The organism is Nonomuraea sp. NPDC059194, from assembly GCF_042754765.1.
Lineage (GTDB): Bacteria > Actinomycetota > Actinomycetes > Streptosporangiales > Streptosporangiaceae > Nonomuraea.
This window is the reverse complement of record NZ_JBHZBH010000008.1, coordinates 81777-107405: the sequence shown is the minus strand read 5'-3', so window position 1 is coordinate 107405 and position 25629 is coordinate 81777. Positions and strand designations below refer to the sequence as shown.

The following is a 25629-nucleotide window of genomic DNA, read 5'->3' as shown; positions in this document are numbered from 1 at the left end:
CTAGGGCTCGGGTGGGCGCCAGTCGGCGGGCCACGGGTTGTAATCGACCTCCAGCGCCTCCTGCTCGGGCCGCATCCCCTCGGGCACGTGCTGCAGGTTGACCCTGATCCGGTACCACACGCTGCTGCGCCCCCGCATCCCGTCGACCAGCACGTCGGCGGGCTCGAGGAACCCCACGACGTCCGCGTGGCGAGCCTTCCACGCCTCCAGTCCCGCCAGCGCCTCGTCCTTGTGCTGCGCCCTGGCGATCTCGACGAGCGGCAGCTCGGTGCGCTCGGGTGGCGGCCCCTGCGCCTCGGCCAGCTCCAGCAGCGAGGTGAGCGAGCCGGCGTGCAGGTCCATGTCCTCCCACGGGTCGCCGAGCGCGGCGAACCGCTTGGGCACGGTGTCGATCGTGAACTCCTCGGGCCGGCAGCCTGGCACCTCGTCCCACGTCAAGGGCGTGGACACGCGGGCGTCGCCGACCGGCCTGACGGAGTAGGCGGAGGCGACGGTGCGGTCGTAGGCGTTCTGGTTGTAGTCGACGAAGACGCCCTGCCGCTCCTCCTTCCACCACCGGCTGGTGGCCAGGTCGGGTGCGCGCCGCTCGACCTCGCGGGCCACGGCCTCGGCCGCCTGCCGTACCTGCGAGAAGTCCCAGTCGGGCGTGATGCGGGCGTAGACATGGAAGCCCCGCGAACCCGACGTCTTCGGCCAGGCGACCAGCCCGTGGTCGGCGAGCACCTCGCGCGCCACCTGCGCAGTCTCCAGCACCTGACCCCACGGCACGCCGGGCACCGGGTCGAGGTCGATGCGCAACTCGTCGGGGTGGGCCAGGTCGGCGGCCCGTACGGGATGCGGGTTGAGGTCGACGCAGCCCAGGTTGACCACCCACAGCAGCTGGCGGGCGTCGGTGACGACGACCTCCTCGGCGCTGCGCCCCGACCGGTAGCGCAGCTCGGCGACCTCGATCCAGGAGGGGCGCTTGGCGGGGGCGCGCTTCTGGAAGAAGGCCTCCTGCTCGATGCCGTGGACGAACCGCTTGAGAATCATGGGCCGCCCGTGGACGCCGCGCAGGGCGCCCTCGGCGACCGCCTGGTAGTAGTGGACCAGGTCGAGCTTGGTCCGCCCGCCCTGCGGGAAGACCACCTTGTCCGGGCTGGTGATCGTCACACCGTCGATGTCCGGCATGGTTTCACCCTACGTGAGCCCACTGACAAGATCCCTTAAGCCGCCAGACGAGCTCCAGCCAGGGCGGGGCCACGTCGGTGAAGTGTCCCCAGCTCCCCGGCGCCGCCTCCGGATCGCCGGCCGTGATCTCGGACAGGAACGTCAGCACGAAGCCCTCGCCGATCAGGCCGTTCATGAGGTGGCTGAGCGTCTGCCGGTACTCCACGGGTTGGCCGATCGTGGCTTCGGCCCGGTCGTAGACCCATTCCTGGTCGGGGTAGGAGGTCCTGGCGCCGTTCACGTAGGGGTCCTTGAGCGTGTAGCCCTCCCCGTTCCATGATGCGTGGGTGAGCCCGGAGAAGAAGGGATTGGCACACATCAGGTAGTACCGGCCGCCCGCTCTCGTGACGCGCGCCACCTCGCGGAAGACGACCCGGCAGTCCGGCACGAAGGTCAGCGAGTACGGGTGCCAGACCAGGTCGAACGAGGCGGCCTCGAAGGCCGACAGGTCACGCATGTCCCCTTCGACGGTGCGGGTCTCGACGCCGTAGTGCTCGGCCGCCACGCGGTCGCGGGCCAGTTGCCCAGGGGAGATGTCGAGTACGGTCACGTCGGCGCCGAGGAGCGCGAAGGCGGCCGACTGCTGGCCTCCTCCGCCGGCCAGGCACAGCACCCTCGTGCCGGTCAGCTCCTCGGTGATCGCAAGCTGCTCCAGGCGCAGGTACGCGCGGGCCGCCGCCGCGTCCAGGTCGAGCCTCGGCCGGGTGAACAGGGCGTCGGCCGCCGCGAGCGCTTCCCATCGATCTCTGTTGTAGCGGTGGACGTCGTCGTTCATGGGCGGTCAGAGGGTGGAGAAGTCGCCGTGGCGGCCGGCTCCCGCGGCGAAGCGGGCGGCGCCGTCCGCCGCCTCGCCCAGGGCGGCCAGGCCGTGGCGTAGTTCGTTGACGATCGCGTCCTCCTCGGTCATCGCCGCCTGTTCGAGGGCGGACATCCGGTCGCCGCGCAGGCACGTCTGGGGGAAGCGGGCCAGGTCGTGGGCCAGCCGCTCGGCCGCCTGGCGGGATTCGCCCTCGGGGACGACCCTGTTGGCCAGTCCCATGCGCAGCGCCTCGTCGGCGTGGACGGGCCTGCCGGTGAGGATCAGGTCCATGGCCTGGGACAGGCCGATGAGGCGCGGCAGCCGTACCGTGCCGCCGTCGATCAGGGGCACGCCCCAGCGGCGGCAGAAGACGCCGAACACCGCGTTGTCCTCGGCCACCCGCAGGTCGCACCAGAGGGCAAGTTCGAGGCCGCCCGCGACCGCGTGTCCTGCCACGGCGGCGATGACGGGCTTCGACAGACGCATCCTGGTCGGGCCCATGGGGCCACCGCCGTCCTCCCCCACGTGGTTGTCGAGGCGTTTGAGGTCGGCGCCCGCGCAGAACGCGCCGCCCTCGCCCCACAGGACGGCGACGGCCGCGTCGGACGCCTCGAACGCGGTGAACGCCTCGACCAGCGCCTCGGCGCTCTCGCGGTCGACGGCGTTGCGGACCTCCGGCCTGGACAGGATCACCGTGGTGACGGGGCCTTCTCGTTCGGTTCGCACGGTCATCTCGTCCTCCGTCGGGGGGTCGGGCCCTGCTCGCGGGTGGCGCCCCTCCAGACTGTCACAGGCTCCGGCTAGTCCTCCTCGGCGAACCAGCTGTCATAGGTACGGCTCGGCCCGAGGTCCGGCTCCGGCCGGATCTCGGCGACCGGCTCGCCGGGGACCGCGTCGAGCTCCAGGACGACGATCTCGTTGCCGCCCTCGCGCAGCAGCGGCCCCGGCACGTAGAGGGTGACCTGCGGGCCTCTGTCCCAGTAGCGGCCCAGGTGGAAGCCGTTGACCCAGACGTGCCCCTTGACCCAGCCGGGCAGCGCGAGGAAGCCGTCGCGGACCTCCTCCACGTGCAGGACACCGCGGTGGAACGACGGGCCCGCCGCGCTCGTCGCCCTACCCCACGGCAGCGGGGAGAGGTCGGACAGCGGCAGCGGGTCGATCTCCCAGCCGAACAGGTACTGCCGCTCGTGCAGCACGCCGTCCAGGATGCCCTTGCGCTCGCCGGTCAGCGGCCCGTAGTTGACCCTGCCCATCGCCTCCACGACCAGCGTGAGCTCCGCGCCCTCCGGCCCGGTCTTGAGGGGGACGGAGGTCACCCGGTCACGCTCCAGCACGCCCACGGGCAGCCCGTCGACCAGGACGTGCGCCCGGTCGTGCAGGCCCTTGACCCGCAGCGGCAGCTCCTCGCCGCGCGGCCCCGGCACCCTGGTCCGGTAGACGGCCAGTCCGTACGGCTGGCCGAGCTCCTCGAAGGTCCTGGTGGCCGCGCTGCGGACGGTCCCAGATGACAGCACGTCGAGGCAGTCGAGCAGGGCCAGCCGCTCGGTCAGCTCGACGCGGCCCCGCGGCAGCGTCGAGGGCCGGTCGGCAGGGGCGGGCGGCAGGTCGGTGTGGCGGCCCAGCACCTCGCGGTAGGCCCAGAACTTCGGGGTCAGGGCGCCGCTCTCGGAGATCGGCGCGTCGTAGTCGTAGCTGGTGACGGTCGGCTCGTAGGCGCCGTCGGCGTGCGGGCCGCCCGCGTTCGCCCCGGCCGTGAAGCCGAAGTTGGTGCCGCCGACGGCCATGTAGAGGTTGACCGAGCCGCCGAGCGAGAGGATCTCCTCCAGCGTGGCGGCGGCGTCGGCGGCGTCGCGGGTGGTGTGCTGGTCGCCCCAGTGGTCGAACCAGCCGTTCCAGAACTCCATGCAGAACGGCTCGTCGCCGGGCCGGTGCCTGGCCAGCTCGGCGAACTGCTCGGCGGCGCGGCGGCCGAAGTTGGCGGTGGCCCTGATGCCCGGCACGGTGCCGCCGGTGAGCATCAGGTCGGAGGCGCCGTCGGAGGTGAACAGCGGCACGTCGATCCCTCTGGCCGTCAGTCCGTCGGCCAGGTGGCGCAGGTAGGCAGGGTCGCTGCCGTAGGAGCCGTACTCGTTCTCCACCTGCACCATGCACACGTTGCCGCCCCTGGTGACCTGGTGGCGGGCGATGCGCGGGATCAGCTCGTCGAAGAACCTGTCGACGGGTTCGAGGAAGCGCGGGTCGTGGCAGCGCAGCGGGCCGGGCAGCCACGCTGGCAGCCCGCCGTTCTCCCATTCCGCGCAGATGTACGGCCCCGGCCGTACGATCGCCCGGAGATCGGCCTCAGCGGCGGCCAGCAGGAACCCTTCCAGGTCGGCGAGTCCGTCGAAGACGAACTCGCCGGGCCTCGGTTCGTGCAGGTTCCACGGCACGTACGTCTCGACCGTGTCCAGGCCCATCGCCCTGAGCTTGCCGAGCCGGTCCGGCCACTGCTGCGGCAGGGTCCGGAAGTAGTGCATGGCACCGCTGAGCACCGTCGTCATCTCCTAGCTGATCTCATAGAGGGCGAAGTTGCCCCACTTCAGGTTGGCCTTTCGCACCACCAGCCGCACCTTCTGGGTGGTCACCGGCTGGGGCAGGGTGATCGTCCGGTTCTCGACCGTGGCGGTGTTGCCTGACCAGGTGAGCTTCGCGCCTGCGACCTGCGTGACCCAGGCCGAGCCGTTCCAGGTCTGCACGTCCAGCTCGGTGATCGCCTGGCCGGTGGCCCACGCGGTGTGCAGGGTGAGCGCGCCGACGCTCCTGGCCTGCCGGTAGTCCACGTCGATGGTGCCGGGGAAGGTGATGCCGCTGGCGGCGCTGGACCAGGAGGTGTTGACGTCGCCGTCGACGATCCTGAACGGGTGGTGGTTGCCGAGCTGGGCGTAGGAGGTGGTGACCACCGCCCGCGGGGGCGCCCCGGTGAACTGGTGGAAGCCGCGGTCGGGCGCGGTGGCGTCGACGGGGTTGCCGAAGTAGTCGGTGATCGCCGGCGCCAGGCTCACGCCGCGCGCCCGTGCGGGCGAGTCGGCGCGCAGCTGGTATCCGTCGGCGCTGGAGATGCCGGGCGCGACCAGCTTGGGGTCCTGCTTGACGGCGTTGAGGTCGCCCGACGGCGCGGGGCCGAGGTAGACGTTGGCGTCGTAGAGGGGGTTGTTGCGCGTGTCGTAGCCCGCGGTGGTCTGGTTGTGGAAGACGTTGTTGCGGATCTTGACGCCGCTGGCGTTGTTGTAGATGTGCACGATCCTGCCGAGCGGGTAGCTGCCCGCGCCGGTGTAGGGCGGGTGTACCACCACGACGCGGCCGCTGGCGTAGATCGTGTTGTTGTAGATCTCGGCGCCCGAGGTCTCGGTCGACAGGCTGAAGACCTCGTAGCCGTCGTCCTTGCTCAGGTTGTACCGGACGGTGGTGTCCCTGGTCGGGGCACCGGAGAAGGAGACGGTGATGAAGAAGCCGCCGTCGTTGTCGTGGCTGTAGTTGTACTGGACGAGGCTGCGGTTGTTGTCGGCGTCGGCGTCGAAGCCGTGCCCGTCGGTGCCAGGCCCGTTGAAGCCGGTGCCCGACACCTCGTTGCGCTGGACGAGCAGGTCGTCGTTGCCCTGCCACCAGATGCCGACGTTGCCGCCCTTGGTGTTGAGGCGGCCCGTCGCGGCCTTGTGCACCCTGTTGCCCTCGACGACGGCGCCCTTGGTGTGCATGGGGGTGATGCCGCCCGCCGTGACGTCGTGCACGTAGTTGTCGCGGATCCGCACGCCGGTGCTCGGCGTCCAGGTGACGACCTCGCTGTCCGGGATGCCGGTCTCCACCGGGTACAGGCTCGTCATCCCGTTACGTCGCGACCAGGTGGACCAGGTGATGATCCCGTAGGAGCGGATCCTGCTGACCTCGTTGCCCTCGATCAGCAGGTTGTCGAAGAAGGTCGGCGTCGTGTTGCCCCGGATCGACACCATCAGCCCGGCCGCCCCGACGTGGCTGCCGCCCGGACCGTCCACGTCGTGGATGTCGAGGTTGCGCAGGGTGATGTTGGACAGCTTGCCGGCGTCCTTGGCGAACAGGTTCACCCCGCTGCGCGGCGTGGTGCCGTCGCTCCAGTTGGTCACCTCGAAGCCGTCGAGCGTCAGGTCGTGCACGTTGGTCAGCTTGACCGCCACGTCGACCTGGCCCTGGCCGTCGATGACCGGCTTGGCGCCGGTGCCGTAGGAGCCGACCAGAGCGGGGCTGCCGGGAGCGCCCGCGCCCTTGATCGCGAGCTGGCCCTGCCAGCGCTGCCCGGCCTTGAACAGCAGCCGGTCACCGGGGCCCAGGGTGAGCTGGTTCGCCTTGGCGAGGCTCTTCCAGGCGGCGGAGGTGCTCTGCCCGGAGTTGGCGTCGTCGCCGGCGGCGGCGTCGACGTAGTAGGTGGTGCCCACCGCAGTCTGGGCCGCCGCCGGGGCGGCCGGTAAGAGGAGGGCGAGCGGGAGCAGCATGAGAGAAAAGCGCACCTTCGATCCTTTCGGGGGGTGTGACGGCGTGGATCAGGCGGTGACGATCTCGTAGAGGGCGATGTTGCCCCACTGGTGGTTGGCCTGGTGGACGGTCAGGCGCAGCTTCTGCGTGGTGACCGGCTGCGGCAGGGTGATGGTGCTGGTCTCGACCTTGGCGCTGCTCTCCTGCCATCCGGTCAGGTGGTGGGCGACCTGCGGGACCCACGCCGAGCCGTCCCAGGTGTCGAGCGACACGTCGGTGATGCCCTGGCCCTTGGCCCAGGCCGTGTGCAGGGTGACGGTGGCGATCTGCCGCGCCTTGCCGTAGTCGACGACGAACTCGCCGGGGAAGCTCACCCCCTCCGACACCGAGGCCCAGGGGCTGGCGGGGTCGCCGTCGGTCAGGGCGTCGAGCGTGTGCGTGGGCGAGGTCGGGAACGTGGTGGTCACCTGCGCCTGCGGCCCCGGCTGGTACGGCTCGCGCGCCGCGGGCACGGCGAGGGCGACCTCGTTGATCCGCACACTCCCGGTCCCGGCGGCCTTGACGACCAGCCGCACGCGGTCGGCGGTGACGGGCTCGGTCAACGCGATGGTCTGCCGCTCGACGGTGTCGTCGTCGCTCTGCCAGGACGGCTTGCCGCTCGCCCTGGTCACCCAGGCGGTGCCGTCGAAGGTCTGCACGTCCACGTCGGTGACGCCGCGCGAGGCGGCGCGGGAGGCCGACATTGTGATGGCGGCGAAGGTGCGGGGACGGTCGTAGGCCAGGTCCACGGTGCCGGGCAGGCGCGGCTTGGCGACGCTCTCCCAGTAGGTGGCGGGGTCGCGGTCGGCCAGCCGCTCCAGGTGACCCTTGGGCACCAGCGAGCCGCTCACCTTCGCCGGGGCGAGCTCCCGCTGGAAGGCGCCCAGGTCGGGGGCGCCGTCCGGGATGGCGACACCGGCGTAGTCGAGGTCGCCGTCGACGGACACCCCGGCGTCGAAGACGGGCGAGCCGTCGAGCGGGCGGTAGCTCTCGGGAGCCTCCTGGCCGGGGGCGGCCAGCTTGGGGTCGGCCTTGATCGCGGCGTGGTCGTTGCCGGTCGGCGGCTGCTCGGTGCCCCAGTAGAGGTTGTGGTCGTAGACGGTGCCGTTCTTGTTGTCGAATCCGGCGCCCTGCAGGTTGATGAAGACGTTGTTGCGCACGGTCACGCCGGCGGCGTTGTTGTAGAGCCGGACGATGCGCTCCAGCGGGTACTTGCCCGCGCCGCTGAAGGGCGGCTTGACCTCGACGACCCGCGTGGTGGCGTAGATCGTGTTGTTGAGGAAGTGGGTGTTGACCGTGGCGGTGGAGGCGGCCAGTGACTCGTAGCCGTCGTTCCTGCTGATGTTGTAGCGGACGACGGTGTCCCTGGTCGGGGCCGCGGCGAAGGAGACGGCCAGGAAGAAGCCGCCGTCGTTGTCGTGGCTGTAGTTGTACTGGATGAGGCTGCGGTTGTTGTCGGCGTCGTTGTCGAAGCCGTGGCCGTCGGAGCCCGGTCCGTTGAAGCCGGTGTGCGAGACCTCGTTGCGCTGGATGACGATGTCGTCGTTGCCCTGCCACCAGATGCCGACGTTGCCGCCGGTGGTCTTGGTGCGTCCGCGTACGGCCCGCTCGACCTTGTTGCCCTCGATCACCGCGCCCTTGGTGTGCATCGGGGTGATGCCGCCGCCGGTCACGTCATGGACGTAGTTGTCGCGGATCCGCACCCCGGTGCTCGGCGTCCAGGTGACGACCTCGCTGTCCGGGATGCCGGTCTCCACCGGGTACAGGCTCGTCATGCCGCTCCTGCGCGACCAGGTGGACCACATGATGATCCCGTAGGAGCCGATGTCGGAGATCTCGTTCTTCTCCACGACCAGGTTGTGGAAGTAGGTGGGGACCTGGTTGCCCCTGATCGAGATCAGCAGGCCGGCCGCGCCGACGCTGTGACCGCCCTGGCCGTTGGCGCCGTGGATGTTCAGGTTGCGCAGCGTGACGTTCTCCAGCTTGCCCGCGTCCTTGGCGAACAGGTTCACGACGCTGCGGTAGGCCGAGGTGTCGTCACTGTCGTTGGTCACCTCCAGCCCGTCCACCACGAAGTCGTGCACGTTGCTGATGCGCATCGCGACGTCGAACCGGCCCTGCCCGTCGATGACCGGCTTGGCGCCGGTGCCGTACGAGCCGACCAGAGCGGGACGGCCGGGCCGCCCGGCTCCCTGCACGGTCAGCTGACCGCTCCAGCGCTGGCCCGCCTTGAACAGCAGCCGGTCACCGGGTCCCAGCGTGAGCGCGCTGGCCTTGGCCAGGGTTTTCCACGCGGACGACTCGCCGGTGCCGGAGGCCGCGTCGTCGCCCGACTCGGCGTCCACATAGTAGGTCTTGCCTGCCGCTGTTTGCGCGGATTCCGCGTGGGCGGGTGCGGCGAACGGCAGCATCGCGGCGAGCAGGGCGAGCCCTGCCCACCTGAACCGAGTACCCAAGACTCTGTTCCTTTCGGGGGGTTCTTTGGGGGGTTATTTGCTGATTCCGGCCGTCATGCCCTCGACGATGCGGCGGCCCAGCCAGAGGTAGAGCACGATCATGGGGTAGACCAGGATCACGATCCCGGCGAACAGACCGCCCCAGTCGGAGCTGTACTGCATGGTGCTGTAGAGGTTGAGCAGCGCCGCGGGCAGCGTGCGCTCGTCGGGCAGCGGTGCGATCAGCAGCACGAGCAGCGTCTCGTTCCACAGGCCGATGATGTTGAGCACGAGCACGGTCGTGACTCCCGGCCTGGCGACCGGCAGCACGACCCGGACGAAGGCCCGCAGCGGCCCCGCGCCGTCGATCTCGGCGGCCTCCTCGATCTCGTGGGGCAGCGAGCGCATGTAGCCGGTCAGCACGAACACCGCGAACGGCAGCGACAGCACCACCTGGAAGATCAGTAGCGTGATGCGGTTGTCCCACCAGCCGGTGACCCAGTCCTCCATGAACGTGTAGAGCGACAGCTTGACCACGACGATGGGGATCACGACGGTCTGCAGCGGAATGCTCAGCCCCATCGCGAAGTAGCTGGTCAGCGGCCCGGCGACCCGCCGGTTGGAGCGGGCCAGCACGTACGCGGCGGGTGCGGACAGTCCCACGATGAGCAGCGAGCCGAGCAGGGTCAGCGCCGCGCTGTTCAGCGCGGCCGCCGAGAAGCCCGCGGCCTGCCAGGCCGAGGCGTAGTTGGCCCACTGCGGATCGGCCGGCAGCGAGAACGGCGACAGCCAGATCGCGCCGGAATCCTTGAGCGACTGGAGGCCGACCCAGACGACCAGCGCGAGGTTGAAGGCCACCCAGGCCCACAGCGCGCCGGCGGTCGCCCTCGGCAGCAGGACGTCGCCGACAAGGCGTCTCATGACAGCTCCACTCGGTCGCGGCGGGTGATGCGGCGGGTCAGCACGATGAGCACGGCCGTGACGATCAGCACGACGATGCCCATCGCGGCGGCCCTGCCCAGCTCGGGAACCCCGCCGGTGGAGTTGATCGCGTAGTACTGCTGCACCGCCACCGTCCGGGCCTGCAGCGGCGGGCTGGCCGTGGTGCCCGCGGTGGTGAACGCCAGGACGATCTCGAAGATCTTCAGGCTGTTCACCACCCACAGCACCGCGGAGACGGCGAAGACGTCCCAGGTCAGCGGCAGCGTGATGTGGCGGAACTGCTCCCACCTGGTGGCCCCGATGAGGTGGGCGTCCTCGTAGATGTGCGCAGGGATGGAGTCGGCGGCCGACATCATCAGCGCGACGTAGAAGCCGGTGCTGGACCAGACCAGCCCGCCGATGATGCAGCGGAAGACCAGGTCGGGTCCGAGCCACGGCTGCGCCTCCAGCCCGAGCCAGCCGAGCATCGTGTTGACCGCGCCGTCGGGGTTGAGCAGGAAGCCGATGGCGGCGCCCACCGCGATCATTGAGATGATCATCGGCAGGAAGATCACGGAGCGGATGAAGGCCCGGCCCTTGATGTGCCTGAGAACCACCATCGACAGGAACGTGAAGCCGAACACCAGCGCGCCGCCGACGAAGGCCATCACGAAGGTGTTCACGAACGATCGCGCGAAGGCCTCGTTGCGCAGCAGCGCCAGATAGTTGTCCAGGCCCCGCCAGCTCATCTCCGTGCCGGGGCCGCCCCACTTGTTGAGGCTGACCCAGAACCCGAACAGCGAGGGCGCGACGAACAGCGCGGTGTAGGCGACGAGCGCCGGGAGCAGGAACGGCCAGAAAGCCCGCTCGCGCCCCGGCCGCAGCGCCCTGGTCTTGACCGGCGGCGCCACCGGGGGCGCCTGGGTGAGAGTTCCCGCTCCCATCGGATCAGTTCTTGTTCGCGAGGTGGTCGGTGGTCTTCTTCTTGCCCTGCTCCACGAACGCCGCGGCGTCGATCTTGCCGGAGATGAGCTGGTCGTGCAGCGGCAGGAACAGGTCGTTCCAGTACGGCTTGTCGGCGGCCAGGTCGTCGTAGGTCCGGTGCGTGGCGGTGGCCTCGGCCACCGCCTTCTGCACGGCCACCAGGTGCTCGGGTGCGGGCACGTCGGCGCGTGAGGGGATGTTCAGCGCCTCCTTCGAGAAGCGCTCCACGTACTTCTTCTGCAGCGCGAAGGCCAGGAACTTCTTGGCCGTCGCCACGTTCTTGCCCTTGGCGTTGACCGCCCAGCCGAGCGCGCCAGCCTCCACCGAGTTCTTGCCGCCGACCGGCAGCTGGAAGGCGGCGACCTTCGCGCCGGCCGCCAGCTTGGGCTTGGTCTCGGCGGCCAGCCAGGTGCCGTTGATGTTCAGGTCGTACTCGCCCTGCGCCCAGGCGTCCTGCGCGGCGGGGAACTTGGTGGCCATGAAGTCCTTCTGGAAGTAGCCGCTCTTGGCCAGCTGCTCCACCTTCTTGGCCGCCTCGAGCACCTCCGGCTTGTCCCAGGTCGCGGTGTCGGTCGACAGCGCCAAGAGGCTGCCCGCGCCGTTGGCCCGCACCAGCGCGGAGTAGAACCAGTAGACGTTGTAGAAGTTGATCGTGCCGTCCTGGCCGATCGGGACGCGGCCCTCCTTCTTCGCCTTGTCCAGGTAGGCGATGAAGTCCTCCCAGGTCTGCGGCGGCGAGGCGGCCAGGTCGGGATGCTTGGCGGCGTCGAACCAGACGGCCGTGGAGATGACCGTGTGCGGGATCAGGCCCAGGCCCTTGTCGGTCGAGGAGGCCTGCCGTACGGCCTCGGGCAGGACGTCCTGGACGGTCTTGCCCTCACCGGGCACCTGGGCCTGCAGCACGTCGTCGAGCGGCTCGACCAGGTTCTGCGCCGTGAAGCCTGCCAGGTTGTCGGTCGCGGCGTCGAACAGGTCGGGGCCCCGGCCCGAGGCCATCTCGGTGGCGAGGGTCTCGTTGCCCTTGCGGCCGACGAACTTCAGGTCGACCTTGGTGCCGGTCTCCTTGGCGAAGTCGTCGAAGAGGGTCTTGATGATCTTGCCTTGCGGCTCGTCGGCGCCCCAGGAGGAGCGGTAGGCCAGCGACTCCTGGACCTTCTCGCCCGCGGGCATCTCGCTGTTCTTCTTGCCGCAGGCAGAGATTCCGAGCGCCAGGGCGCCGACCGCCAGGACTGCCGTCAACTTTCGCATGATGGGGGCCTTTCAGAGGGGGATGACCGTGCCGGAGTGCCGAGCGCGTTCGGCTGCCCAGACCACACGGTGTGTTGCGAGACTCTCATTGCCGCTGGTCAGGACGAGCTGCGGGGCGTTGTCCGCGATGGCGTCGACGAACGCGTCCAGCAGCGCGTCGTCGCCGCCGCCGTGCCCGGAGGCCGCCGAGGCGTCCGCGCCGGCCTGGGTGTCGATCACCGACACCTTGTCGGTGAGGAAGTCGTGCACCCGCAGCACCACACCGTCGCCCTCGATGGAGCCGTGGGTGCCGAAGACGCGGGTCTTGCGGTGTTCGAGGGCGGCGAAGGCGGTGACCGTACAGGTGGCCGAGGTGCCGTCGGCGAACTCCATGGTCACGACCTGCGTGTCGACCACGTCGTTGTCGCAGGCGTAGACGCATCTGCCGTACGGCCCGTCGCGCAGCGCCGCGAACACGCCCGCCTCGGTGTGGTCGGCGGTCACCGCCGACAGCGGCCAGAACTCCTTGGCCGGATCGCCGAGGCAGTCGAGGTAGAGGCGCTTGGCGGAGTACGGGCAGGCGGCCTCGACCGGGCAGTCGAGGCAGCGGTCCGCGGCGCCCGTCGGGCGCTGTTCGGGACGGAAGTGCACGAGGTTGCCGAAGGAGGAGACCCGCTCGGGCAGCGCGCCCTTGATGTGGATGATCCAGTCGAGGTCGTGGCAGGCCTTCGCGAGTAGCATCGGAGCCGACTCGGCCTCGCTGCGCCAGTTGCCCCGGACGAAGGAGTGTGCCTGGTGCCACCAGCCGATCTGCTCCAGGTGCTGGATGTTCATGACCTGGCCGATGCGGCCCTTGTCGATCAGCGCCTTGAGCGTGGTGGTGTAGGGCGTGTAGCGCATCACGTGGCAGACGGCCAGCAGCACGCCGTTGCGCTCGGCGGCCTCGGCGATGGCGACCGCGTCTTCCTCGGTGGGCGCCATCGGCTTCTCCAGCAGGATGTGGTAGCCGAGGTCGGCCGCTCGCACGGCGGGCTCCAGGTGCATGCGGTCCTGGGTGGCGATCACGGCCGCGTCGGCCAGCCGTTCACGGGCCAGCAGGTCACGCCAGTCGGTGAAGACGTTCTCCGCGGGGACGCCGTGTTCGGCCGCGAGGCTCGCACGCCGTCGCGGGTCGGGTTCGGCGACCGCGACGACGCGGGCCCTGCCGGTCTCCAGGGCGCGGCGGGCATAGCTCAGCCCGCGCAGTCCCGCCCCGATGACGGCGAGTGTGACCATGGGAGTCCTCTCCGGCTTGCGACTTACTAATGAAGGATGTTTTTATTTGTTAACACAGAGCCTGTCAAGGGAGCGATGGTGACGATTCGCGGGGGCGACACCTCACGGCTACGGCGGATCAATCTGGTGGCGACGCTGCGCGCGCTGCGCGACCAGGGCCCGATCGGCCTGACCGACCTGGCCAAACGCGCCAGACTCTCGCGTCCCACCGTGGAGAGCCTGGTCGAGGAGCTGCTGGCGGCCGGCTGGCTCAAGGAACTGCCGCCGGAGACCGGGCAGATGGGCCGCCCGGCCCGGCTGGTGGCCTTCCACACCACCGGCGGCCACGTCCTCGGCGTCGACATCGGCTCCTACAGCGTCAGGGCCACCGTCGCCGACCTCAACGGCAACGTCGTGTCCGCGCACGCCGAGCGCGTGAGCGCCACCTGCGGCCGCGCCGAGCGACTGGCCTTGACGCGGTCCACGATGGAGAGCGCGCTGAAGGCGGCCGGCGTCACTCCCCCCCAGGTGGCCGCGGTCTGCGTCGGCACCACGGGCGTGGTGACCGGCGCCGGCGTCGTCAAACTCTCCGTCGGCCTGCCCGAATGGACCGGCCTCGACCTCGCCGGCGAGCTGCGCGGCCGGTTCGACTGCCCGGTCCTCGTGGAGAACGACTGCAACCTGGCCGCGCTCGCCGAAGGCTGGAGCGGCCAGGCCCAGGACGTCGCCGACCTGGTCTTCGTCCTGTCCGGCGTCCGCACCGGCGCGGGCATCCTCATCGACGGCAGGCTGCACAGGGGACGGCACGGCTCGGCCGGCGAGATCGGCGCGCTGCCGCTCATCGGGTGGCACCGCGCACCCTCCCACCTGACCGCCTACCAGGGCCTGCCTGCCGGCACCCAGCCCGAGGAGGCCGCCGCGATCGTCTTCGCCCAGGCCCGCACCGGCGATCCGGCCGCCCGCTGGGCCGTCGAGCAGTACGCCCACGACCTGGCCGAGGGCATCGCCGCCCTGGTGCTGACCGTCGACCCCGACCTGGTCGTGGTCGGCGGCGGCGTCTCCCGCTCCGGCGACGTGCTGCTCGAACCGCTGCGCCGCCACCTCGACCCGCTGTGCCTGGAGCCGCCTGCGCTGGCGATCTCGACGCTGGCCGACCAGGCCGTGGTCCTGGGCGCGGTACGGCACGCGCTCAACCACGTTGACGCCAGGCTGTACGACATCGACGCGCCCCTCCCCCGGCCGGTCTCCCACTAATCGTTGGACCTTTCATATCAACGTCGGAGCTCGGCGGCATGGCGTTGTCTGGGCGACTTCAGGCATGGCGGGATCCGGCCGTGCCGATCATCGTGTACGAGACCCATGCGACCACCACCGACAACGAGGCGGGGATCGCGACGGGGTGGCTGCAGGGCGAGTTGTCGGCCGCAGGACGCCGTCAGGCCGCGCAGCTCGGGCAGCGCCGCCGCGACGACGGCATCACGGCGGTGTACAGCTCGGACCTGCGGCGTGCCGTACAGACCGCCGAGATCGCCTTCTCTGGCAGCGGGATCCCCATGTTCCAGGACGCGCGGCTGCGGGAGTGCGACTACGGATCGTGGAACGGGCGCCCGGTGGCAGAGCTGGCTGCGCTCCGGTCACGGCACCTCGACCTGCCCTGGCCCGGCGGGCAGAGCTACCGGCAGGTGGTCGAGCACACCCGCGACTTTCTCCGGCATCGCGCGCGTGACTCCGGCCGGATCCTGGTGATCGCTCACTCGGCCAACCGCTGGGCGTTGCAGCATCTGCTCGGCGGCGTGCCGCTGGAGGAACTGGTCGACGCGCCATTCGACTGGCAGCCCGGCTGGACCTTCGACCTGCCGGCAGGCTGGGGATAGCTGCCCCTTCCCCGCCGGGCACCGGTTTAGGGAGTGGCGCCTCGCCAGCTCTCTGACCAGCCGCTGGCCGGGGCTCGTCCTTCTCTACGCGTTGACCACGGAGATCACCGAGCAGGCTCGTGCAGGTCAGAGGCACACTCCACCGAATCACGCCGGGTCAGCTGGAGGCTCTAGGCGCGCAGGAGGAGCCGGGCGGTCTCGGCAAGGACGGTTCGGGCTCCGTCGATGTCAGCGAGTCTGGCTGCGACCGTGGCGATCGCCAGGCGTTCGGGCAGGACAGCCGCAAACTTCAACCCGTTGACAGCTCGGCGATCGACATCTGGCAGGACGAGAAGTCGACCACCTCCAACGCTCTCCCGCGCCCTCTGCCAGGAAGCTGGAGTCAGATCCTCACGCAGCCGGATCGAGAAGTCGGTCGGACGTTGGACGGGATCCGCGATCGAGGAGAGTGTCGCAGCCAAGGTCGCGTTGGCCCGGTAACCTGCCCAGGTCCACCAGCGCACCTCATCACCAGTCCTGGTGATGAGCGTTCCCCCCGGATGCACCACGCCCGGAGCCTCCTCCTCCCTCCAGTCCACCAGGCATGCTTGCGCACGCCGGGTCAGCGCAACCGGGGGGTCAGAACCGAGCAGAACCTCCCGCATGGCACGCGTCAAAGCGAATGACAGCCCGGAGATCCCGCTGCTTGTCCACTTGGCGACACCGCCTCGATCAGCCGGCTCGACAAAGACTCTCCTCCGAGTCCAGTCGATGAAATTCACCCGCCAGCTCCGCCCTCCGAGCAGCAGGAGTCGCGGCCCTTCGCGCTGCTCGGTCAGCACCGAGGTGTCGGTCTGCCCGATCTCCTGGCGACCTGACAGTACGGTGAACTGCGGAGGCGCGGTGAAGGACGCGGTCAGTTCGATGAAGTGACGCCGCCCGAAGCGTTTCTCGGCTTCGAGCCCGATGAAGAGAAGCCCGCTGTCTTCGTTGAGATATCCCTCGTCGAGCAGGTGATTCAGGATGGGTGCAGCCGAGCGATCGAAGGGGGCCAGTCCGTTCCATTCCTCGGCCCAGAGCTGGTCACCGATTTTGAGCTGCTGAAGCGTGACGGCCAGCAGTTGCTGACCGACCAGATGCCGCGGCTCGGGCGGCGGGATCACCGGTTCCACCCAGCCCCGCCCCCACAGCAACAGCAGCCCGGCCGCCTGGAGCAACGTGTCCTTCCTCGTCGCCAGGAACAGGCAGTTACGAACGCTGCCCGCCCGCCGCCCAGTGCGCCCGATCCGCTGCAGGAACGACGCAACCGTGCTCGGTGAGTCGATCTGGATCACCCGGTCCAGGTCTCCGACGTCGATGCCGAGTTCGAGCGTGGACGTGGCCACGATGACGCAGTCACGCGCCTCGGCGAACGCCTGCTCCGACCGGGCGCGTTCCTCCACCGACAGCGAGGCGTGGGACAGGAAGACCGTCACCTCGCGGGCGCGCAGCGCGGCCCCGAGTTGCTCCACCTGTCGTCGGGAGTCACAGAAGACCAGCCGTTTCTCCCCACGGTGCAGCGTCGCGATCAGCTTCGCGGCGTTCTCCAGCGAACCCACATAGTCGAGCTCCACCTCACCGGTCGCGGTTGAGGCTGTCAGCTCCGGTGCGACCACCCTGCCGTTTCGCTTGCCCGCGCCGGCCCCCTGCAGCCAGGTCAGCAGGTGATCGGGGTTGCCTACGGTCGCCGACAGTCCGACCCGCTGGATTCGCCGCCCGGTCACCCGCTCCAGGCGTTCCAGTACGGCCAGCAGATGCCAGCCCCGATCGTCACCGGCGAAGGCGTGTACCTCGTCAACAACCACCGCGCGGACCTGCCCCAGCAGGTGCTCGTGATCGGTCTTCACCCCGATCAGCATCGCCTCCAGCGACTCCGGCGTGGTGAGGAGAATGTCCGGTGGATCGAGCCGGATCCGCCGCCGCTGCGATTCCCGGACGTCACCATGCCAGAGCCCGGCCCGCCGCCCCACCCACTGGGCATAGGAGTCGATGCGCGGAGCCAGATTGTTGAGCAGCGCTTTCAATGGGCACAGGTACAGCACCGACACCCCGGACCATCGGTGGGCCGTCATCGCCGAAAGCAGCGGAAAGCACGCCGCCTCGGTCTTCCCGCCGGCGGTCGGGGCGAGGAGCACCGCGTCCTCGCCATCCATCAGCGGCCCGATCGCCTCCCGCTGCAGGGGGCGCAGATCCGGCCAGCCGAGCGTGTTGACAATGTGATGCAACACCACCAGGTCAAGCCGATCCTCCATCACACGTCCAGGTCGATGTCGTCGGCCGAGGCCGCGAGGTTCCGTTCGACGTCGGTGAGTTCGCTGCTGGTCACCGTCAGCCTGTAGTGCTGCCGCGGGTCGAAGTCCTCGAACTGGTCGATGCGGTCGAGCACGTCGCCGACGAGCTTCTTCAAGAACAGCCGTGGCGCCACCCCGACCTTGCCGCCGAGCGCTCCTCCAACCGCGCGGGCCAGATCGGCGATGTAGGCGTCATCGGCCATGATCTTGATCCGCTCGGAAGCGCCAACCGCGTAGAGGTCCCGGATGGTTACCCCCAGTCCCACCAGCGAATCCAGAGTGAATCCCGGTAGGCGAACCTGGACCGCACGTGGGTTGTCGAAGCGCGGGTCTGTCGTGAAGTCGGTGGCGAGCCGCTGGGCCAGCGGGGGGAGCCGCTGCACACCCTGCGGGGAGTCGAAGAAGACGGGGGTACCGGTAATCACGAGATACAGGCCGGGAAACCGGCCGGAGTGCACCTCGTCGATGAGCTGGCGTAGCGCGTTGAGTGCCTTGTCCCGGGCGTCGGAGCGTACCCGTTGCAGGGTCTCCACCTCGTCCAGAACGACGAAGAGCCCCGGATGCCCCGTATCGCGCAGCACGGTGAGCAGCCCCTGCAGGAATCCGAACGCCCCGAAGTGGTCAAGCTCGCCCCGTACTCCGGCGGCCCGGCGCGCGGCGGCGGCCACGTGTGGTTGCCCGCCCAGCCAGGCCAGAACGGCGGCGGCGGTCGCCTCGTCTCCGGCCGCCAACGCGTTCCGGTAGCCGCGCAGCGCGGTGGCGAAGGATGGTGCGTGCCTCGACACTTCGGCCAGCCGGGCGACCAGCAGCTTCTCCACCTCGGCGGGGAGCTCCTCCTCCGACGCCCCGGCGGCCAACGCGTCCTCTTCCAGCGCATAGAACCAGGCGTCCACCACCGGTCGCAACGCGCTCGGCGGAAAGCTTGCGGTGGTCAGCCGCTCGATCAGTCGGCGGTAGACGGTCTCCAGCTTGTGCAGCGGAGTCTCGGTCTCGGAAATCTGAATCTCCGAGACCGCGAAATTCCGCCGCTTGGCCCGCTCCCCCAGCCAGCGGGTGAAGAACGTCTTGCCCGAGCCGTACTCTCCCCGCACGGCCTTGAACACGGAGGCCCCGGAAGCCACGGCCGCCAGCTCGGCGTCCAGCGCCACCTCGAACCGGTCCAGGCCGGTGGCGAGCAGGTCAAGACCACTTTCGGGTACGGCTCCGCGGCGAAGAGCGTCGATCACCCCACGTCGTCGCGCCACGCTGACCTGCGATGATCGAACGTTCCCCATGGGCACTAGTGTCCCAGCTCGAACTGATCTCGGAGCAGCCCTGTGTTTAACCGCAGTGTCCGGCCGTCCGGCAAGGTCTCAAGAACCTGCACTCCGTCGTAGTTCAGAAGCTGGCGCAGCACCGCGGCGAAGCCGTCCGCTCTGGTCGCCGGGTAACCGATCCGCTGAGCCAGCGCAGTGGCCGGAATGGTGCCGGAGTCGACCAACGTCTGGATCGCGGTCTCTACCTTGTCCATTGGCGGCTTACGCGCCAGCAGGGTCACCTGCTCCTTGAAGATCTCGGACGCCAGCAGGGCGCCAACGAGGACATCCTCGGCAGCCCTCGCCGGAGGGGCGGGCTCCACCTCGAACAGCGCCTCCCCGGCCACCGGCTGGGGTTTTGGCCGTTTCACCGGCTTGATCGATCTGGCGGTCTCCCCGGTCACCACCGGACGAATGGCGTCCGCCATCCACCATGCCGGGCGCTGGTCGCCCAGCTCGCGCCATCCCTTGGGCGCCTCCGCGCCGAAAGGGAGGAACGCCAGGATCGGGATGGTGAACTCGGCCACCGAGGCACCGCCGTGGTATCCGGCCTTCTGCGCGGTGTAGCGGGAATCCGCGTCCCACAGCGCTACGATCTCACTCCCGGGTTCGGGCCACACGACCCGAGGCCCGGACAACACGATCTCTGTCTCTGTCAGTGCCCCACCCGGCGCCCGGTGGCGGGCGGAGCCCATGTCCTCGCCACTGATCTTTACCCCGTGACGATCCACCACGTGCCCGTGGTCACTGGTGATGATCACCGCCATGCCTTGCTCGGCGGCAACCCGCAGCAGCTCCCTCAGTTTGCCGATCTGGTCGAGCCGCCACGCGCCATCGCCCAGTTTCTGTTCCTTGGCGAGGCGATCGTCAATGGTGTTCAGCACGACCGCAACATGGGTGCGCTGGTCGGTTAGCGCTTCGGTCAATTCCGGCCCGAACGGGTCGCCAACCGTGTCGCCGCGCAGATCATCCTTGTGGAAGACCGCGGCCGGAGCCCCGCCCCAGAACCGATGGGCGGGGAACAGGCGCTTCTCGTCTGCCTGAGCGCCCTTCATGAGCTTGCCCGCCAACAGTGACGTGCGCGACACCGCTGTCAGCGTGGGCAGGGCAGCGGCCACGGCCCGACGTCGCGGCTGACCCTCGACCTCCCCCAGCGGGTCGTACTCGGCCCAATGCCGGCGTAGCTCCTCCCCCAGCTCGGTGGCTATCGCCGCGCTCATGCCGTCCAGGACCAGGAGCAGCACTCGGCGCGTCGCTTTGGGCACCACCAACGGGCGGATCACGCGGTGCAGGAAGGTCTCGACGGTGAGCATCGAGCCGGGGTCGGTTCCGGCGGCGGTCCATCCTGCCAGCGTCGTAGCGAAGGACTTGTCGATCTTCCTCCGCTGTTCACGCGTTCGGGCGCCCAGCCTGTCGTAGGCGGCCTTCAGCACCGGTTCGGGATCGCCTCCGGACTCTATGTGTTCGAGCGCTTGATCCACCCAGCCGGTCTCGGCGATATGCCGCCGCACCGCCGCCGCGACCGTCTCAGCGTCGGTGGCCGGATCGGTCGCGAGCCACCGGGCCAGTCGTTGCCCCATCCGAACCCGCTCGATCCTGACCCGGGCGTCCGGGTCGGCCGCCAGGTGGTGGGCGTTCAGTGCTTGTACGGCTGCCTCGACCGCCTGCGGCTCCCCACCCGCGAGGGCCTGCCCGGCCGCGACGAAGCGTGCCTTCAACCCGGTGGCCAGAATCGGGCTGGCGGCCGTGTCGGCTCCGAACTGCCGGGCCAGGGCGTCGGCCCGGTCCAGCACCGCTCCGGTGATCCGCCGAGCCTCCCGTGCCGTTGCCCCATCCGTGTCGGTGCGGCCCATACCGAGCAGCACAGTCACGAATTCCTCGCATGCTCGGCCGAATGCCGTCACCATCGCGTCCAGAGCTTCGCCCACCGCAGGTGGCTGCTCGCCGAACCACCGCTCGGCCCGACCACGGGCCCGATAGACCTGCGCGTCGGCGTCGGCGTGCTGCCACAGCGCCGCGCAGACCAGTCCGTACGGCACCGCATCGGGACCGTGCTCGGCCGTCACCAGGGCGAGCAGCGCCCGGCCTGCAACCCCAGCTTGGTCCTCCTCACCTAGGAAGGCGACCAGGCCTTCTCGCTCGGGTGCCCGCCGGGCCAGCAGCCGCTCTGGCCCGCCCGGGCTCAGCGACCACGACAGCAGGGCATAAACATCCAGGTTGTCGCCTAGTATCTGATCGCCATCGGCGGCGTACCGCCCGAGCCGGAGTCTGCGCAGTGCGAGTTCGGCCAGCGCGGCGGGGCGCGACAGCAGGCCGCCCGCCAGCGGAGGCCAGCCGCCCGGCGGGGCTGCGTCCAGAAGTGCTTCGGCCGCCCAGCTGGTGTCCCTCAGCCGAGGGTCGATCTGCTCGGCGCCGAACGCCTCCCGAACGACGTTCCATCGGTCGACGGTCTCTATGCGCTGCTTGTGCACCTGGGCGAGGATTCCCGGATCAAGCTCGGGCTGCTCACGGTCGGTGAGCACCACCAGAACCGCAGGGGCATCGGCACCGGCCTTCAAGTGCCCGAGCACCAACTCGTGGACGGCCAGCGGCGACGCGGCGGCAGCGATCTGTGCCCGCTGCCCTGCCCCCCACGCAACCTCCCCTGGCCCGTCCCACTGAGGCTCGGAACGCAGCAGCACGACCCGCTGCCGCCCTTTCCCCGTCAACGACGAGGCCAGGGACGACTGCGATGTCAGGTACTGCGCGACGGTTGCGGTGTTCAGCCGGACGGTGCTTCCCATCAGTCGACGACCTGCCACGTGATTTCGATAGTGGCCCCCGGCCGCCTGGCAGCCAGCTCCGCCAGGTCGGCCTGCAGCTCTGCGACCGCCCTGGACGCGGTCGTACGGCGGCGGCCGCTCGACTGGCGGGCTGGGCTTTCTCCAGGCACGCGCGGGTGACTGGTGCCGGTGGTCAGATCCACATTCTCGGGCCCCGGCTGCGGCGGGGTGGGTACGGGCGGAGGGGGCTGCGGATCCTTCTGGTTGCGCTTGATCAGCGCGGTGACCTCACGACGGATCTTGTTCAGCGCTTCGACCAGATCAGCCGTGCGCTGGTCGGCGCGGGCCACACCCTGCAGCGATTCCAGGAGCGCCTGCCCCTCGGGCCCTTGGCCCGACGCCAGGTCCAGTGTGTCCCACGAGGCCGCGACGAGTGCCTGGGAGACGGCCTCGGCCTTCTTGATGGAAGTCCCGTACCGGTCGGGACTCACGGGGTTCAGGTCGAAGCGGGCCAGGGTTTCGATGGTCTTCTTCGCCGACGCCGCCCCTGCCCCGACCTCCCCGGTCGCCACGAGTGCCTTCAGCAGGTCGAGCGATCGCCGTGCGATCGCGAGCCGCCCGCTGTCGTCGGTCTCGTCCAGGCCGAGGAAGACGGCGTGGCGCTCCAACTGCTCGACCAGCCCCGCCGCGGGCTCCTGGAAACGGCGGGCGGCCGTGAGGATCTGCCGTGCGAACTGGTGCACCATCCGACCACGCCGGAGCGTCGGGGCCTTGTCACCGAAGATGGTCTCGAACCTCTCCCGCGCAATACCCCAGTCGCTCTCGCTGGGCAAAGGCTGGCTGCGCAGCGCGTCTCCCGGCTTGATCTGCGACAGCTCGGGAGCAGGGTCGAGCGGAACGCCACCACGCACCCACACCCGATCGTCCATCTCCGCGAAACAAGCGGCCACCAGGTTGGCCAGGAACGGCTCCAGGCCACGCTTGTCGGGCTCGTCCATCCAGTCGATGAGGTGGATCAGACTCAGGTCACCGGTCACGCCCTCGGTCTGCGCCATCCGCCGGAAGTGGTCAGCCCACCGGTGATACAGCTCGAAGTATGCCTCCTTCTGCTGCCCCAGCCCGAGCGGCCCTGCTATCCGTTCCATCAGCTTGCGGTCCTTGGCGGACACCTCCACCCGGCCGTCGCGGGCTTCCGCGGCGGCCCGCACGTGGGTGAAGACCGTCTTGGCGTCGAGCGGTTTCACCGCGACCCGGCTGCCGTCCGGGTCGAGGTTCGGGTGCTCGGGGAACTGCACGGCCAGCAACTTGCCCGCGACGGCCCGGATCGCTTCGTGCATCGACTGCCCGAACGACAGGGTGAGGCCATCGATATCGCGCAGCGAGACCAAATGTTGGTCGAAGCCCATTTTGACGTCGGCCTCGGTCTGCTTGGCCAGGCCGTACGCCTGTTTGAAGGCGGACTTCACGTTCTTGAGCAGCGCCTGCTTCTGGCTCTCCAGTAGGCCCTTTGCCCGGGCCCGGTTGTCGGGACTGAGGTGCGCCGCGTACTGGGTATTGAACCGGTTGTCGTCGAAGAGCGCCTTGTCGATGATCACGAGGCGTTTGAAGTCGTCCAGCCGCTGCGCGGAAAGATGGGTCGGTACCCAGGCGACGGTCCGAGTACGCTCCCGCTGCCTCTCGCCCAGTTCACGCAGGCGACGGACGTCGTCGACCGGCTCGTAGCCGTTCTCGTCGAAGGGCAGGTCGACCACGATCCGCCACTGGCCGTCGATCTGCGGCTGCAGGTCGTGGTCGAGGAGCTCATCCTCGTCAGCGATGTTCCCGAAGATCACCTCGACGGTGCGATTCGAGCCACGCCAGACGAATCGCAGCTCGTCGGCGCCGAGCCGGCCGTCGGAGTGGTCGACGTCCAGTTCTTCGAGGAGCAGCTTCTTGGCGAGCGCTATCCGGTTGCCGGGGTTGTTGTTGACCGCTGCGTTGGCGATGACCGTGTCGACGTCGATGCCCGCCAGCTCCAGCCGTACGCCCGCGGTGGCGCCGGTGCCGGTGGCCTTGATCTCGGGGAAACGGGCGGCCCATTCGGCCACCTTGTTCGTGATGATGCCGACCTCGCTGCCGGGGATCGGAGCGGTCACCGAACCGTGGTTGAGCGCGCCGAGGCGGCGGTTGGTCAGGTCGCTGAGCGCGGGAACGCTGGGTGCGAGCGCCGACAGCAGCAGGGTGCAGATGAGCTGGTTGTCACCGACGAACACCTTGCAGCGCTGGGCCAGCTGCGGATCGGTGATGCTCTCGGGTCGGTGCAGATACTGCTCGACGTCATCCTCGGTGACGTTGGCCGAGGTCAGCAGGTAGGGCCGGAGCTTGGTCTTGTACAGCTTGTCGGCGGCCTCGAAGACCACCTTGAGGCTGTCGACGAACGGCTTGTCTCCCCCGTCGGCGATCACTGGATACAGCTCACCCAACGGAACGAGCTGGCCTAGTCGCAGGTCGTCGCGGTGGTTGGCGAAGAGCTGGCCCATGAGCTTCAGACCGGTGCGGGAGCGTTGCAGGGCGGAGGAGATATGGACCAGGGTGTCCATGAAGGCGGGCGAGAACGGATAGGTGAGCCGGAATGACTCCTCGTCCGCTCCGGTCGTGCCCTGCTCGGACCCGAGCAGGGTGTCCCATACCTGCGGGCCGACCCTTTTCGTCTGTGCGAACGCGACGTCGATCAGCGGCGCATTGCCCGGCTTGGGCTTCAGCAGGCGGGCGTGGGCGATCTGCGGAAGGTTGCGGTCCTCCAAGGTGATCTTGTCGAAGCGCCCGGAGGCGAGGTTCAGCGTGTCCTGGATCGAGGATTCCGCGGCACCGGCGTCCACTTCCTCACCGACCAGTTCCCGCAGGTCGCGCTGACGCGCGATGAATGACACCACGGGAATGGCGCGCCGGGCGTCGCCGCCCTCGACAAAGTTCGTGATCTTGCTAGCCTCACGGGCCACGAACTTCTGATCGTGGATGAGCGTCGCCAGCCAGAGGATCAGCTCGTCCAGGAAGAGGATCAGACCGTCGTAGCCCAGCACCTTGGCATGCTGAGCGATCACCGACAGGCCGGCGTCCAGTGAGATGAAGCCGTGCTCGTCCTCGGCCGCGTTCTGCGCGAAGCCCGGCAGCAGGCTGGTACTCGCGTCATGGACCAGTTTGGCCCGCAGCTCGGCCGGGGTGCTCGGGTTGACGAGGTCGAGTGGCGGAAGCTCGACCTCGTCGGATTCGGCTCCGTCATGTCGCTCCTCGGCCGCCAGCGCCTGGTCAAGCAGCTCAGGCGTCCACGCGAAGGACTCGCCCCACTCGTCGTCCTCACCCTCGTCGCCGCTACCAAGCCCGCCGATGACCGCCGCGTCACCCATCCGGGCACGCATGGCCCTGATGTCGGCGAACAGCGAGTCGGTCCGATAGACCTGTGGCGTGGGCGCGTCGGGGTGCAGCCGCTTGATGTGGCTGACATAACCGCCCAGGACCCGCTGCTCCATGGCCTTGGCGCCCAGCATGTGGTACGGCACGAGCAGGAACTTCTTGCCGTCGTTGACCAGCCACTCGTGCCTGGTCAGCACCTTGTCGAAAACGCCCATGGCACGAGCGGTCCGGTTGCCGCTGAGCAAGGCGTACAGCACGGCCATGAAGTGCGATTTACCGGAACCGAACGATCCGTGCAGGTAGGCGGCCTTCGACTCGTGCCCGTCGAGCGCCGACCTGATCAGCCCAAGCGCTTCGTCGAAGTTGCCCAGCAACCGCTCGGTGACCACATAGTCCTTCAGCGCGTGCTCGGCACCCTCGGGCGTCACTGCCTCGGCCAGGCGCAGCACGAAGTCTGACGTGGAGATCGACTCCTTGATGTCGATCACATCGCGGAGCAACGGCTGCTGTTCCATGGGCGAACGGACCTCTCCTTCACTGTGTCGCGTGCTCTTCTATGATCGCCGCTTGCCGTGCCTGATTGCGCCCACTACCTGGTGTTTCACCCGGACCGACCGGCCAGCTTTCGCTTGACGTGAGCGACGTAAAC

At 69.2% G+C, this 25629-nt stretch carries 16 protein-coding genes; 2 read left to right on the top strand and 14 right to left on the bottom strand.

Features of this window, described 5'->3' with window-relative positions:
* The 10 genes from ligD to ACFXJ8_RS13415 form a co-directional block, all read right to left on the bottom strand.
* On the bottom strand, positions 1–1170 hold the full coding sequence (ligD, locus tag ACFXJ8_RS13460; protein WP_379644149.1) for a non-homologous end-joining DNA ligase: 1170 nt from the start codon (positions 1168–1170) through the stop codon (positions 1–3).
* Between the two features lie 4 nt (positions 1171–1174).
* Positions 1175–1984, bottom strand: a complete 810-nt coding sequence (locus ACFXJ8_RS13455; protein WP_379644148.1) for a class I SAM-dependent methyltransferase — start codon at positions 1982–1984, stop codon at positions 1175–1177.
* Between the two features lie 6 nt (positions 1985–1990).
* Positions 1991–2740: a crotonase/enoyl-CoA hydratase family protein gene (locus ACFXJ8_RS13450; RefSeq protein ID WP_379644147.1), complete on the bottom strand. Its 750-nt coding sequence runs from the start codon at positions 2738–2740 to the stop codon at positions 1991–1993.
* Between the two features lie 68 nt (positions 2741–2808).
* On the bottom strand, positions 2809–4548 hold the full coding sequence (locus ACFXJ8_RS13445; RefSeq protein ID WP_379644146.1) for a beta-galactosidase family protein: 1740 nt from the start codon (positions 4546–4548) through the stop codon (positions 2809–2811).
* A gap of 3 nt (positions 4549–4551) precedes the next feature.
* A complete protein-coding gene (locus ACFXJ8_RS13440) occupies positions 4552–6525 on the bottom strand; it encodes a discoidin domain-containing protein (protein ID WP_379644145.1) in 1974 nt (657 codons plus the stop codon).
* Between the two features lie 33 nt (positions 6526–6558).
* Entirely contained in the window at positions 6559–8985 is a 2427-nt protein-coding gene (locus tag ACFXJ8_RS13435) for a discoidin domain-containing protein (RefSeq protein ID WP_379644144.1), read from the bottom strand.
* 33 nt (positions 8986–9018) lie between these two features.
* Positions 9019–9885 (bottom strand): carbohydrate ABC transporter permease, encoded by an 867-nt coding sequence (locus tag ACFXJ8_RS13430; protein ID WP_379644143.1) that lies wholly within the window; start codon positions 9883–9885, stop codon positions 9019–9021.
* Positions 9882–10829 carry a carbohydrate ABC transporter permease gene (locus ACFXJ8_RS13425; protein WP_379644142.1) on the bottom strand — a complete coding sequence of 316 codons (948 nt, stop codon included), beginning with the start codon at positions 10827–10829 and terminating at the stop codon, positions 9882–9884. The genes ACFXJ8_RS13430 and ACFXJ8_RS13425 overlap by 4 nt, the downstream gene beginning before the upstream one ends.
* Before the next feature lie 4 nt (positions 10830–10833).
* Complete coding sequence (locus ACFXJ8_RS13420) at positions 10834–12108, bottom strand: ABC transporter substrate-binding protein (protein ID WP_379644141.1); 1275 nt, start codon at positions 12106–12108, stop codon at positions 10834–10836.
* Between the two features lie 21 nt (positions 12109–12129).
* Positions 12130–13371 carry a Gfo/Idh/MocA family protein gene (locus tag ACFXJ8_RS13415; protein ID WP_379644140.1) on the bottom strand — a complete coding sequence of 414 codons (1242 nt, stop codon included), beginning with the start codon at positions 13369–13371 and terminating at the stop codon, positions 12130–12132.
* A gap of 75 nt (positions 13372–13446) precedes the next feature.
* On the opposite strand from ACFXJ8_RS13415, the gene ACFXJ8_RS13410 reads away from it, so the two are divergent.
* Together ACFXJ8_RS13410 and ACFXJ8_RS13405 are read left to right on the top strand one after the other, a co-directional pair.
* Complete coding sequence (locus ACFXJ8_RS13410; RefSeq protein ID WP_379644139.1) at positions 13447–14604, top strand: ROK family protein; 1158 nt, start codon at positions 13447–13449, stop codon at positions 14602–14604.
* A gap of 80 nt (positions 14605–14684) precedes the next feature.
* Positions 14685–15224 carry a histidine phosphatase family protein gene (locus tag ACFXJ8_RS13405; protein WP_379644138.1) on the top strand — a complete coding sequence of 180 codons (540 nt, stop codon included), beginning with the start codon at positions 14685–14687 and terminating at the stop codon, positions 15222–15224.
* A 170-nt stretch (positions 15225–15394) separates the two neighbouring features.
* On the opposite strand, the gene ACFXJ8_RS13400 is transcribed toward ACFXJ8_RS13405, so the two are convergent.
* The 4 genes from ACFXJ8_RS13400 to ACFXJ8_RS13385 are packed head-to-tail and all read right to left on the bottom strand — an operon-like array spanning position 15395 to position 25495.
* Positions 15395–17494, bottom strand: coding sequence for a DEAD/DEAH box helicase (locus tag ACFXJ8_RS13400; protein ID WP_379644137.1), 2100 nt, complete (start codon positions 17492–17494; stop codon positions 15395–15397).
* Entirely contained in the window at positions 17494–18807 is a 1314-nt protein-coding gene (gene brxD, locus ACFXJ8_RS13395; RefSeq protein WP_379644136.1) for a BREX system ATP-binding protein BrxD, read from the bottom strand. The genes ACFXJ8_RS13400 and brxD overlap by 1 nt, the downstream gene beginning before the upstream one ends.
* 5 nt (positions 18808–18812) lie before the next feature.
* On the bottom strand, positions 18813–21611 hold the full coding sequence (gene pglZ / locus ACFXJ8_RS13390; protein WP_379644135.1) for a BREX-2 system phosphatase PglZ: 2799 nt from the start codon (positions 21609–21611) through the stop codon (positions 18813–18815).
* Positions 21611–25495, bottom strand: a complete 3885-nt coding sequence (locus tag ACFXJ8_RS13385; protein WP_379644134.1) for a hypothetical protein — start codon at positions 25493–25495, stop codon at positions 21611–21613. The genes pglZ and ACFXJ8_RS13385 overlap by 1 nt, the downstream gene beginning before the upstream one ends.
* Positions 25496–25629: the final 134 nt, after the last annotated feature.